General features: G+C 35.6%; 12 protein-coding genes. 11 read left to right on the plus strand and 1 reads right to left on the minus strand.

The window, feature by feature from the left end; genetic code table 11:
* Positions 1-202 precede the first annotated feature (202 nt).
* The 8 genes from BUB90_RS10530 (at position 203) to tuf (ending at position 9843) form a co-directional block, all read left to right on the plus strand.
* Positions 203-1918, plus strand: a complete 1716-nt coding sequence (locus tag BUB90_RS10530) for a sensor histidine kinase (RefSeq protein WP_073287314.1) — start codon at positions 203-205, stop codon at positions 1916-1918.
* Positions 1915-2604: a response regulator transcription factor gene (locus tag BUB90_RS10535; protein ID WP_073287317.1), complete on the plus strand. Its 690-nt coding sequence runs from the start codon at positions 1915-1917 to the stop codon at positions 2602-2604. Before BUB90_RS10530 ends, BUB90_RS10535 begins: the two co-directional genes overlap by 4 nt.
* 204 nt (positions 2605-2808) lie before the next feature.
* Complete coding sequence (locus BUB90_RS10540) at positions 2809-3555, plus strand: RluA family pseudouridine synthase (RefSeq protein ID WP_073287320.1); 747 nt, start codon at positions 2809-2811, stop codon at positions 3553-3555.
* Between the two features lie 120 nt (positions 3556-3675).
* Positions 3676-4740, plus strand: a complete 1065-nt coding sequence (gene ytvI / locus BUB90_RS10545; protein ID WP_073287325.1) for a sporulation integral membrane protein YtvI — start codon at positions 3676-3678, stop codon at positions 4738-4740.
* Positions 4741-4912: 172 nt separating this feature from the next.
* Positions 4913-5332, plus strand: a complete 420-nt coding sequence (rpsL, locus tag BUB90_RS10550; protein WP_073287328.1) for a 30S ribosomal protein S12 — start codon at positions 4913-4915, stop codon at positions 5330-5332.
* Positions 5333-5552: 220 nt separating this feature from the next.
* The gene (rpsG, locus tag BUB90_RS10555; RefSeq protein WP_170865474.1) at positions 5553-6023 is read left to right on the plus strand and encodes a 30S ribosomal protein S7; all 471 of its coding nucleotides are present in this window, start codon (positions 5553-5555) and stop codon (positions 6021-6023) included.
* Between the two features lie 211 nt (positions 6024-6234).
* On the plus strand, positions 6235-8352 hold the full coding sequence (gene fusA, locus BUB90_RS10560) for an elongation factor G (protein ID WP_073287336.1): 2118 nt from the start codon (positions 6235-6237) through the stop codon (positions 8350-8352).
* A gap of 303 nt (positions 8353-8655) precedes the next feature.
* Entirely contained in the window at positions 8656-9843 is a 1188-nt protein-coding gene (tuf, locus tag BUB90_RS10565; RefSeq protein WP_073287340.1) for an elongation factor Tu, read from the plus strand.
* Between the two features lie 382 nt (positions 9844-10225).
* On the opposite strand, the gene BUB90_RS10570 is transcribed toward tuf, so the two are convergent.
* On the minus strand, positions 10226-11110 hold the full coding sequence (locus BUB90_RS10570; RefSeq protein ID WP_073287342.1) for a DegV family protein: 885 nt from the start codon (positions 11108-11110) through the stop codon (positions 10226-10228).
* A gap of 297 nt (positions 11111-11407) precedes the next feature.
* Here BUB90_RS10570 and BUB90_RS10575 point away from each other — a divergent pair, with 297 nt between their 5' ends.
* From BUB90_RS10575 to mreB, 3 genes are all read left to right on the plus strand, one after another.
* The gene (locus BUB90_RS10575; protein WP_073287345.1) at positions 11408-11614 is read left to right on the plus strand and encodes a hypothetical protein; all 207 of its coding nucleotides are present in this window, start codon (positions 11408-11410) and stop codon (positions 11612-11614) included.
* 193 nt (positions 11615-11807) lie between these two features.
* Entirely contained in the window at positions 11808-12401 is a 594-nt protein-coding gene (locus BUB90_RS10580) for an ECF transporter S component (protein ID WP_073287348.1), read from the plus strand.
* A gap of 371 nt (positions 12402-12772) precedes the next feature.
* On the plus strand, positions 12773-13762 hold the full coding sequence (mreB, locus tag BUB90_RS10585) for a rod shape-determining protein (RefSeq protein WP_073287351.1): 990 nt from the start codon (positions 12773-12775) through the stop codon (positions 13760-13762).
* Positions 13763-13814: the final 52 nt, after the last annotated feature.

The raw sequence follows: 13814 nt of genomic DNA on the forward strand, positions 1-13814 counted from the left end.
GAGTCATAAGTTAACGAGGGAAATTACGAAGTAATTTCTCGAGTCTATCTATATTGATAAGTTAGCGATAGAACGAAGTTCTAGAGCTAGGTCTTACACGAAGTGGAAGACCGTAACTCCGCAAGGAGCCATAATTAACAAGTATATATTTACTGATAAGTTAACAAGTCTATTATTTTAGTATAATAAAGAGGGTGACAAGATGAAGTTGCGTGGGAGAATCGCAATTGCATTCATTACGATTATAGCACTTCCTATCATTATGATTGCTACAGTGGGGAGCTTGATTATTAATAATCAAATCATATCCATTCAGCAAACATATGATGTGGAGTCTAATACAATTCAAGTTATAACCAATCCGATGCAGTTATTAAATCGTGTGACTAGAGGGGTATATAATGAAATTAAGTTATGTGCATTGAAGGAACCAGAAAAGTTAGAGGATATGGATTATATCCGGAAATTAAACGCTGAATTGGTAGGGAAGTATTCCTTTATTGTGCTTCGAAAAGGAGACAAGATTGAATATGCAGGTGATAGAGAAAAATTAAATCTAATTAGCGAGGATTTACCAGAATTCGCAGATTATACGATTAGCACGGATGGAGGTATCTATCTAGGTGGTGAGTATCCTTGCTTGATTAAACAACAAGATTTCTATTACCAAGATGGAACCGAAGGCTCCGTGTTTGTAGTAACAAATGTTAATAAATTAATTCCACAGTTAGAGTCTTCCATTGTTCAGTTCATAGTTTCATTTATACTTATAATTTTCTTTACAGCAATTATCCTTACAATCTGGATTTATCGGAGTGTATTGCGTCCTTTACGTACATTACAGGTTGCTACGAACAAGATTAAGTGTGGTAATCTGAATTTTTCTGTACGGGCTGAAAAGAATGATGAGGTTGGAGCGCTATGTGAAGATTTTGAAGATATGAGACGTAAAATTAAGGAATTAATTGAAGTCCGTATGCAGTATGAAAGGGATACGAAAGAATTGATTAGTAACATTTCTCATGATTTAAAGACTCCATTAACAGCTATTAAAGGCTATACAGAAGGCATTATGGATGGAGTTGCAGATACACCAGAGAAGAAAGAGAAATATCTAAAAACAATCTATACGAAGGCAGTAGATATGACATCGCTGGTAGATGAGTTATCGTTCTATACGAAGATAGACAGCAATACAATACCATATAATTTTGCTAAAATCTATGTGGATCAGTATTTCACTGATTGTATTGAAGAATTAGGATTAGATCTTGAGGTTAAGAATATTGATGTAGCATATTTTAATTATGCAGACGATAATGTAAGAGTAATTGCAGACCCTGAGCAATTAAAGCGAGTGGTAAATAATATTATTGGAAATTCTGTTAAATATATTGATAAGAAGAAAGGCATTATTAATGTTCGTATCAATGACCTAGGAGATTATGTTCGCATTGAGGTAGAAGATAACGGGAAAGGCATTGCGGAAAAAGATTTACCGAATATCTTTGATCGATTCTATCGTACAGATGAATCAAGGAATTCTTCAAAAGGTGGTACAGGACTTGGACTTGCTATTGCCAAGAAGATTATTGAAGATCATGGTGGAAGTATCTGGGCAAGTAGTAAAGAACTTGTTGGAACAACAATTTGTTTTACATTGAAAAAAGTTCAAGAGAATAAGGAAGAACTTAAAGATTTACCAGAAGTGGGTGACAACTCGAACTCAAAAAGCAGCAGGGTAGGAGAAGGTAAATATAGATTTTTCTTCTTGCCGGCAAAGGATAAGTCTAGTACAGATAAGAACTTATCAAGCAAATCCGAAGATAATAAGTCAATTCAAGAAGGACATTCTTCACAGAAAGAGAAATCAAAGAAGTCGGATAATAAGAACGATATTGGAGGTATTAAGGAATGAGTAAAATATTAATAGTTGAAGATGAACTTGCAATTGCAGAATTAGAGAAGGATTATCTTGAATTAAGTGGATTTTCAGTAGATATTGAATCCTCTGGAGACGAAGGTGCTAAGAGAGCTATTGCGGAGGATTATGATTTAATTATATTAGATCTAATGCTTCCGAATATGGACGGATTCGAAATCTGTAAGAAAATAAGAGAAGAAAAGAATATTCCTGTAATTATGGTTTCTGCAAAGAAAGATGATATTGATAAGATTCGTGGGCTTGGACTTGGAGCGGATGATTATATGACAAAACCTTTTAGTCCAAGTGAATTAGTAGCAAGAGTGAAAGCACACCTAGCAAGATATGAAAGATTAATTGGAACTGGTACAAAGGAAAATGAAATGATTCAGATTCGTGGTATTAAGATCGATAAAACTGCTAGACGTGTATATATTAATGGGGAAGAAAAAATCTTTACAACGAAAGAGTTTGATTTGTTAACATTTCTTGCGCAAAACCCTAATCATGTATATACGAAAGAAGAGTTATTCCAAGAAATCTGGGATATGGAATCTATTGGAGATATCGCAACCGTAACTGTTCATATCAAGAAGATACGTGAGAAGATAGAATTAAATACTTCAAAACCTCAATATATCGAAACAATCTGGGGCGTTGGATATCGATTTAAAGTATAAGGGATAGGAAATTGCGAAACTCTTCTCCATGGCGACAACATATCTGTGTTTTAAAGCTGTCTACTACAGTTTGGATAAAATTGTATGCCTTACACATACAATTCACCAAACAGTAACGACAGACATAAAACACATTGATATGTTTATCGCCATTACAAAGCGTTTCGCAATTTCCTAAGTTTAAGGGATTAAGTAAGGAGAGTTATGAAGATACCTATTATATATGAAGATTCCCATGTAATAGTATGTGAGAAACCTGTCGGTATGTTAGTACAGAGTGATCGCTCTATGGACGTTGACATGGTGAATGAGCTTAAGAATTATCTGTATGAGAAGCAAACAGAGAAAAAGGAACCTTATTTAGGATTGATTCATCGTCTGGATAGACCAGTAGGTGGAGTTTTGGTCTTTGCTAAAACACCTGTTGCAGCAAAATCTCTAAGTAGTCAAGTCGGTGGAGAAGAAGGTGGCAAGAATCCACTTCAAAAGATGGAGAAGAAGTATTATGCTGTTGTAGATAAGGACTTATCCGATAAGTTAGGTAATGAAGCAGAAGAGTTAGTGGACTATCTAGTAAAAGATGCAAGAACAAATACATCAAAGATTACGAATGCGAAGGATAAGAATGGAAAGAAGGCAGTGCTATTTTATCAAGTTCTAGCAGTTTCTAAGGATGAGAAGGGGTATCCGGTGACTTTAATAGAGGTTACACTTAAGACAGGCAGACATCATCAGATACGTGCACAGATGGCTGGAAATCGAATGCCATTATGGGGAGATACAAAATACAACGACGCATTCATAGAACGGCAGAAACAAAACCCAGATATGAGATGGGCCAATGTAGGATTGTATTCGCATACGTTAGTATTTACCCATCCGATATCAAAGAAAAGAATGCAGTTCGATGCAAGCCCAAAGGATGGAGTTTTTAAGCAATTTGATCTATAACGTGAAGTTAAGCAGACTTTGGGTCTGCTTTTTCTTTGTAAGAAAGCAAGAAAATTAGCGCTTTTGTCACATAATTTATACGAAATTGCAGACACTATATAAGGAAGTGTAGTAAAAGGTATGACGATAAGTGGCAGAGGTGTAATTGTGGAAAAAGATACGAATCGCACTAAGATAAAGACGGTATTATTAATAATAGGGACAACCATAGTGGTGTATCTTTTTTTTCGTTATGCCTTGTTTATGTTTGTTCCTTTTATATTGGCTTATTTTTGTACTAAGTTGTTACGTCCCGTTGTCGACTGGTTATATAACAAAATTAAGATGTTAAAGATGATTAGTACTACAATATTATTAATTATCTTGGTGAGCATAATAGGTACCGCGTTATTTTTCTTAACGAAGAAATTATTTGAGCAGATTAGTAGTCTAGTAACGAATATGCCGATTTATCAAGAGGTGATTATTAGTGGATTACAAAAGGTATGTGGTAGTTGTGACAGGCTGTTTAGCCTAGAAAAAGGACAGGTATTCGATTTTCTATACAGCAATGGTGCTAAGTTTGTAGTGGGAGTCCAGGAGAAGATGGTACCTATGATCACGCAACGGTCTTTAGGTATTGCAGCCTTAATGATAAATATTATTGGTAAAATTATTATCGTATTTATCGGAGTACTAATGATGATGAAGGACTATGATGAATATAAGGGTTTTTATGAAACGTCACGTTTTTATGAAGATATTCATAAAGTAACTGGTAAACTATCAGAGACGGGTATTGCGTATTTAAAAACACAAGCTATTATAATGATGATAAGTGCGGCAATTATGACATGTGGCTTACTTCTTATAAAGAATAGGTATGCACTGTTAATTGGTATTCTCATCTCACTTTTGGATGCATTACCAGCAGTCGGTTGTGGACTCGTATTAATACCCTGGGCTATAATAGAGCTGTTGTCAAAGGATATTTTACATGCTACGGTGATTATCACAATATATTTTATTTGTGAATTAATGAGACAGTTCTTAGAACCAAAATTGCTAGGGGATAGGATTGGGATCAAACCAGTTTATCTGCTTATGGCCATGGTAATCGGAGTTGAGTTGTTCGGTATCCTTGGTTTTTTGTTAGGTCCGCTAGGTCTAGTGATCATATCAGCTGTCGTAAAGGCGTATAGCTAAGTCTTTATTAAAGTGCAAAATACTATAATTTTATTTATGAGCCCTTGACAAGTCGAAAACTTTGAATTATACTCATCTAGTGTGCATTTTGCTAGAATAGTAACTTGTATCGCTAAAGCTGATAAAAACAGCAACCACAGAAAAAACATCATTACCGCAGGAGGTGAAAAGAATGCCAACTTTTAATCAATTGGTAAGAAAAGGAAGACAAACAATAGAGAAGAAATCAACTTCTCCAGCACTTCAAAAAGGTTTCAACTCATTAAACAAAAAAACTACTAACACATCATCACCACAAAAAAGAGGTGTGTGTACAGCAGTTAGAACAGCAACTCCTAAAAAGCCTAACTCAGCGCTTAGAAAGATTGCCAGAGTTCGTTTATCTAACGGAATTGAAGTAACTAGTTATATTCCAGGTGAAGGTCACAACTTACAAGAGCATAGTGTTGTTCTTATCAGAGGTGGTAGAGTAAAAGATTTACCAGGTACTAGATACCATATCGTTAGAGGTACACTTGATACAGCAGGTGTAGCTAAGAGACGCCAAGCTCGTTCAAAATATGGAGCTAAGAGACCAAAAGACGCTAAATAAGAATCATAAGTAACCACATTATCGCAATTTTCTGATTCAAAAGGTGCCGGATTAATGAGTTTATTCCTGTAGGTTGCAGGTGACAATATATTAAACTGGTTACGAACACAGAAAAACAATTGCAGATGTTATTTGTAATTGACACAATATGTGAGTACCGATGAATTAACAAGTGTAATTATCGGGATTCCGATAAACACGTATTAAGGAGGGAAGCACCGTGCCACGTAAAGGACATGTTCAAAAAAGAGATGTATTAGCAGATCCATTATACAATAACAAGGTTGTAACAAAGCTTATCAATAACATTATGTTAGATGGTAAGAGAGGTGTTGCACAAAAGATCGTATACGGAGCCTTTAATAAAGTAGCAGAAAAAACTGGAAAAGATGCTGTTGAAGTATTCGAAGAAGCTATGAACAACATTATGCCAGTGCTTGAAGTTAAAGCTAGACGTATCGGTGGAGCAACTTACCAAGTACCAATCGAAGTTAGACCAGATAGAAGACAAGCGTTAGCTCTTCGTTGGATTACATTGTATTCTCGTAAAAGAGGAGAAAAAACAATGGAAGAAAGATTAGCAAACGAAATTCTTGATGCAGCTAACAATACTGGTGCATCTGTTAAGAAAAAAGAAGATATGCACAAAATGGCAGAAGCAAACAAAGCGTTTGCTCATTACAGATGGTAAGATTCGCTGCTTAATTGCAGGGATTCTTTATCAGCTGGATAAGCCAATAACATGTTTGATAACCTCTTATGTAACTTTGGTTATGTAAGAGGTTATAATAAAACTAGGTTACAGTTGACCAAGCGAAGCAGATACCCGTATCTTCTTTGCTATCTTGCATATTTGCTAAAAATGTAAGAGAGAACACTGATTATTTTAAGGAGGAAAACCCTTGGCTGGAAGAGAATATCCGTTAGAGAGAACCAGAAATATTGGTATTATGGCTCATATCGATGCAGGTAAAACTACATTAACTGAGCGTATCCTATATTATACTGGTGTAAATTATAAAATCGGTGATACTCATGAAGGTACTGCTACTATGGACTGGATGGAGCAGGAACAAGAAAGAGGTATTACTATTACTTCAGCGGCAACAACTTGTCACTGGACTTTACACGATAAAACTGATGTAAAACCAGGTGCTGAAGAACACCGCATCAATATCATTGATACACCAGGACACGTTGACTTTACTGTAGAAGTAGAGAGATCATTACGTGTACTTGATGGTGCTGTTGGTGTATTCTGTGCTAAAGGTGGTGTAGAACCACAATCTGAAAACGTATGGCGTCAAGCAGACACATACAACGTACCTAGAATGGCATTCATCAATAAGATGGATATCTTAGGTGCTAATTTCTTTGGTGCAGTAGACCAAATCAAAAATAGACTTGGAAAAAACACAATTATTCTTCAAATACCTGTTGGTAAAGAAGATGACTTCAAAGGTATCGTTGACTTATTTGAAATGCAAGCTTACATCTATAATGATGATAAGGGTGAAGACATTGAAGTAACTGAAATCCCAGAAGATTTAAAAGATGATGCTGAATTATACAGAAGTGAATTAGTTGAGAAAATCTGTGAGTTAGATGATGACTTAATGATGGCTTACCTTGAAGGGGAAGAACCAACTAATGAACAATTGAAAGCAGCTCTTAGAAAAGCTACTTGCGATTGTAAAGCAATTCCTGTATGCTGTGGTTCTGCTTACAGAAACAAAGGTGTTCAGAGATTACTTAATGCTATTATTGAGTATATGCCAGCTCCAACTGATATTGAGTCAATCAAAGGTGTTGATGAAGATGGTAATGAAGTAGTTAGACATTCATCTGATGAAGAACCTTTCTCAGCATTAGCATTCAAGATCATGGCTGATCCATTCGTTGGTAAATTAGCATTCTTCAGAGTTTACTCTGGTTCTATGAACTCAGGTTCATATGTATTAAATGCTACTAAGAATAAAAAAGAGCGTGTTGGTCGTATCTTACAGATGCATGCTAATAAGAGAGAAGAACTTGATAAAGTTTATGCTGGTGATATCGCAGCAGCTGTTGGTTTCAAATTCACAACAACTGGTGATACTATTTGTGATGAAAAATCTCCAGTTATTCTTGAGTCAATGGAATTCCCAGAACCAGTTATCGAATTAGCTATTGAGCCTAAGACAAAAGCTGGTCAAGGTAAGATGGGTGAAGCTTTAGCAAAACTTGCTGAAGAAGATCCAACATTCCGTGCTCACACTGACCAAGAAACTGGTCAAACAATTATCGCTGGTATGGGTGAACTTCACCTTGAAATCATCGTAGATAGACTTCTTCGTGAATTCAAAGTTGAAGCAAACGTAGGTGCTCCTCAAGTTGCTTACAAAGAAACATTCACTAAACCAGTTGAAGTTGATAGTAAATACGCAAAACAATCTGGTGGTCGTGGACAATACGGTCACTGTAAAGTTAAATTTGAGCCAATGGATCCTAACGGTGAAGAAACATTCAAATTCCAATCAACTGTTGTTGGTGGTGCTATTCCTAAAGAATACATTCCTGCAGTTGGTGCTGGTATTGAAGAAGCTTCTAAAGCTGGTATCATCGCTGGATTCCCTGTACTTGGTGTTTCAGCTACAGTATATGATGGTTCTTACCATGAAGTCGATTCAAGTGAAATGGCCTTCCACATTGCTGGTTCTATGGCATTCAAAGATGCTATGAACAAGGGTGGAGCAGTATTACTTGAGCCAATCATGAAAGTTGAAGTTACTATGCCAGAAGAATACATGGGCGATGTAATTGGTGATATCAATTCACGTCGTGGACGTATTGAAGGTATGGAAGACATCGGTGGAGGTAAGATGGTTAAAGGTTATGTTCCACTTGCTGAGATGTTCGGTTACTCAACTGACCTTCGTTCTAAAACTCAAGGACGTGGTAACTACTCTATGTTCTTTGAAAAATATGAACCAGTTCCAAAATCAGTTCAAGAAAAAGTTATTGCTGCTAAGAGTAAATAATTTATTTATTAACCAATAAATAATCCTCACTTGGCGCATGCCAAGTGAGAGTAAATATAAGTTGACTATAAGTGACAAAATCTCTCATATAAGAGGTGCTGGAAACCTTGTAAAAACTGTATTTATGCAAAATTTTTCTTGAAAATATCCCTAATATGAAATATAATTAGTGATATGAGGCAATAATCTTCAATGGGTTATACATTCGTAAGAAGATTATAACAAGAGTCAGCTAAACTGGCTCACTATAGAGAATTCAGTATTGTAGCCCAAAGGGCGCATATTAAAGGAGGACACTTAAAAATGGCTAAAGCTAAGTTTGAAAGAACGAAACCACATTGTAATATTGGTACTATCGGTCACGTTGACCACGGTAAAACTACATTAACAGCTGCTATCACTAAAACACTTTCTGAAAGAGTTGCTGGTAACGCTGCTGTAGATTTCGAAAATATTGATAAAGCTCCAGAAGAAAGAGAAAGAGGTATCACTATCTCTACTTCTCACGTTGAATATGAAACTGAAAAGAGACACTACGCTCACGTTGACTGTCCAGGACATGCCGATTACGTTAAGAACATGATCACTGGTGCAGCTCAAATGGATGGTGCTATCCTTGTAGTTGCTGCTACTGACGGTGTTATGGCTCAAACAAAAGAGCATATCTTATTATCTCGTCAGGTAGGTGTACCTTACATCGTTGTATTCATGAACAAATGTGACATGGTTGATGATGAAGAATTACTTGAATTAGTAGAAATGGAAATCACTGAAAACCTTGAAGAATATGAATTCACTGATTGTCCAATCATCAGAGGATCTGCTTTAAAAGCTCTTGAAGATCCACACGGTCCTTGGGGAGATAAAGTTATGGAATTAATGGACGCTGTAGATGCTCATATTCCAGATCCTAAACGTGCTACTGATCAAGCTTTCTTAATGCCAATCGAAGACGTATTCTCAATCACTGGACGTGGTACTGTTGCTACAGGCCGTGTTGAACGTGGTGTGCTTCATGTAAATGAAGAAGTTGAAATCGTTGGTATCAAAGAAGAATCTCGTAAAGTAGTTTGTACTGGTATCGAAATGTTCCGTAAACTTCTTGATGAAGCTCAAGCTGGTGATAACATCGGTGCACTTCTTCGTGGTGTTCAAAGAACAGATATCGAAAGAGGACAAGTACTTGTTAAACCAGGTACAATCAAATGCCATAAAAAATTCACTGCTCAAGTTTATGTTTTAACTAAAGATGAAGGTGGACGTCATAAACCATTCTTCAATAACTATAGACCACAATTCTATTTCAGAACAACTGACGTAACTGGTGTTATCGAGTTACCAGCTGGTGTTGAAATGTGTATGCCTGGTGATAATATTGAAATTACAGTTGAATTAATTCACCCAATCGCTATGGAACAAGGTTTATCATTCGCTATCCGTGAAGGTGGACGTACTGTAGGTTCTGGTAAAGTTGCTACTGTAATCGAATAATTAATCGAGTAGATTGATGATATTAAAGCACCCCTTATTTATAAGGGGTGCTTTTTCATAATACTTTAACGCCTATAATGATTAGGAAACGAATAAGTTAGATAATTGGGTGTAACAGTGGGGGCTAGTATAGAACCCAAATGAAAAGGTATATAAGAATGCTGTAGAGATGGAAAAAGATTGTTATTGAATATGCACAACTTGTTACAGAAGGATTATAGTGTTAGTCACTTATATTATCTTAATCAGATAACAATCCATCAGAATTGGTCTGTAGAAAGAAGCTAATAGAAAATTAAAATAACGCCAACAAAAACAAGACTATGTTTTTGTTGGCGTTACAAATTATGTCATTAGAAAGCTTCGTATAGCTCATTATACACTAAGCATCATATTTACGTATAAAACAAGCTCCGACTATATCTGGACCAGTATAGGTACCAATTGTTGTTCCAAGAGTAAAGATTGGGTAAATAATTGGTTGGTTAATAATAGAAGGTAATTTTTCAAGAAAAGTTGAAGCTTCGTCAAAATTAGTACCTGTTATAACACAGAATTCATAATCATTAAAATCGAGATTATTGTTTTTGAAATATTCTGAAATCATATCATACACTTTATCAATGGCTTTTTTGAAACCACGAACTTTACCATAAGGAGCAAGCTCACCATCTTCTAATACGATGAGTGGTTTCAGATTTAATAAACTTCCTGCAAGTGCAGAAACCTTACCTATCCTACCACCCTTTTGTAAGTATTCGAGAGTACCTAGAGTAAACATTAATCTGCCTGTTTCACGCAATTCTAGAAGTTTAGCGACGTTATCAGTAAGTGAATAGCCGGCTTCATGCATCTTAGCAGCTTCAAGTAATAAAAGCCCTTGTCCACCTGTACATAATAACGAATCAACAACCTCGATATTACTCTTAGGATATTTTTCTTCTAGAATGGATTTTGCATTCATAGCGGATTGGTGTGAACCACTAAATTTAAGGGTAATATTTAAACAAAGAACGTCGTATCCAGCCAAGATTGCTTCTTCAAACTTGTCACAGTAATCTTCAACAGATGGAAGCGAAGTTTTAGGATATACCTTCTCTGTAGTTAGTCGATGATAAAAGTCGGGTATAGAAATGTCAATAATTTCTTTTTGATATGTTTCTTGATCAAATGACACATAAAAAGGAATCGTTGTTATGTTGTATTGATCTAATAATTCTTGTGTTAAGTCGCAAGAACTATCACTAAATATTCTATATGGTTTCATAAAATCCTCCGTTAAAACGATGTTAATGGGATACTTTAGCCAAAGCAGGTATATGCAATCCGCTCTACTATTACTCATAATAGACAACCTACTTTGGGTGCTATCAGTCGGATCACATAGTATGTTGCAATTATAGCTATTATATCATATTTCTATTAAAAAGTAATTAACTTTGTTAAATGTTAATAAAATGTAATTTTTAATATATGGTGGAAAAAAGTACATTCATAATTTCCCTTAAATTACAGAAAATAATTAGGTAGGAATTAATTAATGAGTAATGTAGGAGGTGTAACAATGTCATTTACAGATAATGGTGAATTGCCTGTTGGATTTGGGATGTCATTAGCACTTGATATGAAAGCGATGGCTAATTTCTCAGCACTTACTGATGGTAAGAAGGAAGAACTCGTTAACTATATTAAGAATTCTACTACTGGATATGAGGCAAAAGAAAGAATCACAGAAGTAGTGAACCGATTGCACAATGATTCATTTTTTTAGCAGCACAATGATTCCCGATACTTTAGTAGTGGGTAATTACTTTCCAGTGTTGACATGGGATAAACCCATGTCAACAGGTAAGAAAGAGTATTAATTTTACTAATCTGGCTCTATTAAACAATTAATAATTGGCATTTTACAATATGCCAGTAAACAAGTATACTACTAAAAAACAATAGAAAGTGGTGGTAGTATGAGTAAACAGCAAACAACAATAAAACTTACACAGACTGCATTGATGGCTGCACTGTGCTATATAGGATTTCAGTTCTTGCGATTTGATGTTCCTATAGGTATGGAGAAAACAGCGATTCATTTTGGAAACACATTTTGTGTATTAGGTGCACTCTTGCTTGGAGGACTATGGGGGGGGCTTGCTGGCGCTGTTGGAATGACAATTGCAGATTTGACCTCTGATTATGTTACATATGCACCGAAAACCTTCCTATTAAAGTTGTGTATTGGTCTTATCGTAGGATTTGTCGCCCATAAGATAGCGAAATTAAGCAAAGAACATGAAAAACCATACATTATAAGATGGACTGTAATTTCTGCTGTTGCTGGTATGGTATTCAATGTAGTAGCAGATCCAGTTGTGGGATATTTTTATAAGAGATATTTACTTGGAATGGAAGATAACTTGGCGAAATCATTAGCAAAGATCACAGCTGCTACAACCTTCGTTAATGCTCTTACTTCGATTATAATCGCTTCATTATTATATGTAGCTGTACGACCAGCATTAATGAAAGCGGGATTGTACGTACGAGTAGATGAAGAAAGATAAGTCGAATCATTATGTGGAATACAATAGAATAATTGCATTGCTAACTTTCTGTTGTCGTTAATTATAAAACATTGTATACTGGTTATAATAAGTATACAATGTTTTTTGCGTAATAGTAGGCTATAACCTATTATGTAAAGAAACTCTGCCAAGAATGAATGTTAGAGAGTTGTACAAAGTAGCATTATATGATATTCTGATAGATAGCGGTGTGAGAAAAATGTAGAAAATAAAAATTTCCTTTGATTTAATCAACTAATGCGTATATAATAATATTGAATATGTTTAATTAGTTGAATAATGGAAAAAATTAGATAATAACTGTAAAGATTATATTATAATAAATGATTGGAATTGAAAGGAGATTTCATATGTTGGGCAGTGATATTGGTATTGATTTGGGGACAGCAAGCGTATTAGTCTACGTCAAGGGAAAGGGCGTAGTTTTAAAAGAGCCTTCTGTTGTGGCATTCGATAGAGATACGAACAAAATTAAGGCAATCGGCGAGGAAGCTAGATTGATGCTTGGTAGAACACCAGGTAATATCGTAGCAGTTAGACCATTAAGACAAGGTGTTATTTCTGATTACACAGTAACAGAGAAGATGCTTAAGTATTTTATACAAAAAGCAGTTGGCAAACAACGTTTTAGAAAACCTAGAATTAGTGTATGTGTACCTAGTCAGGTAACAGAAGTTGAAAAGAAAGCAGTAGAAGATGCAACATACCAAGCAGGTGCAAGAGATGTTTCTATTATAGAGGAACCAATCGCAGCAGCAATTGGTGCAGGTATTGATATATCAAGACCATGTGGAAACATGATTGTTGATATAGGTGGTGGTACTACAGATATTGCTGTTATCTCACTAGGAGGTACGGTAGTTAGTACATCAATTAAGATTGCAGGAGACGATTTTGATGAGGCAATCGTACGCTACATGCGTAAGAAACATAATCTATTAATCGGTGAAAGAACAGCAGAAGATATTAAGATTAAGATAGGATCTGCGTATAGAAGACCAGAAGTGGCTACTTTAGATGTTCGTGGCCGTAACTTAGTTACAGGTTTACCAAAGACTATCACCGTTACTTCTGATGAAACAGAAGAAGCGCTAAAAGAAACTACTTCACAAATTGTTGAAGCAGTACACAGTGTATTAGAAAAAACTCCACCAGAATTAGCAGCTGATATCGCTGATCGTGGTATTGTTTTAACTGGTGGTGGTTGTTTATTATATGGTTTAGAGCAACTTATTGAAGAAAAGACAGGAATCAATACAATGACAGCAGAAGAGCCAATGACAGCTGTTGCAATTGGAACAGGAAAATACGTTGAATTCTTAAGTGGTAAAAGAGACTAGATAATAAGATTCACATTCCATCTTAGGTGGAATGTGAATCTTATTGGTATCT

It is taken from the genome of Anaerosporobacter mobilis DSM 15930, assembly GCF_900142955.1.
Classification (GTDB): domain Bacteria; phylum Bacillota; class Clostridia; order Lachnospirales; family Lachnospiraceae; genus Anaerosporobacter; species Anaerosporobacter mobilis.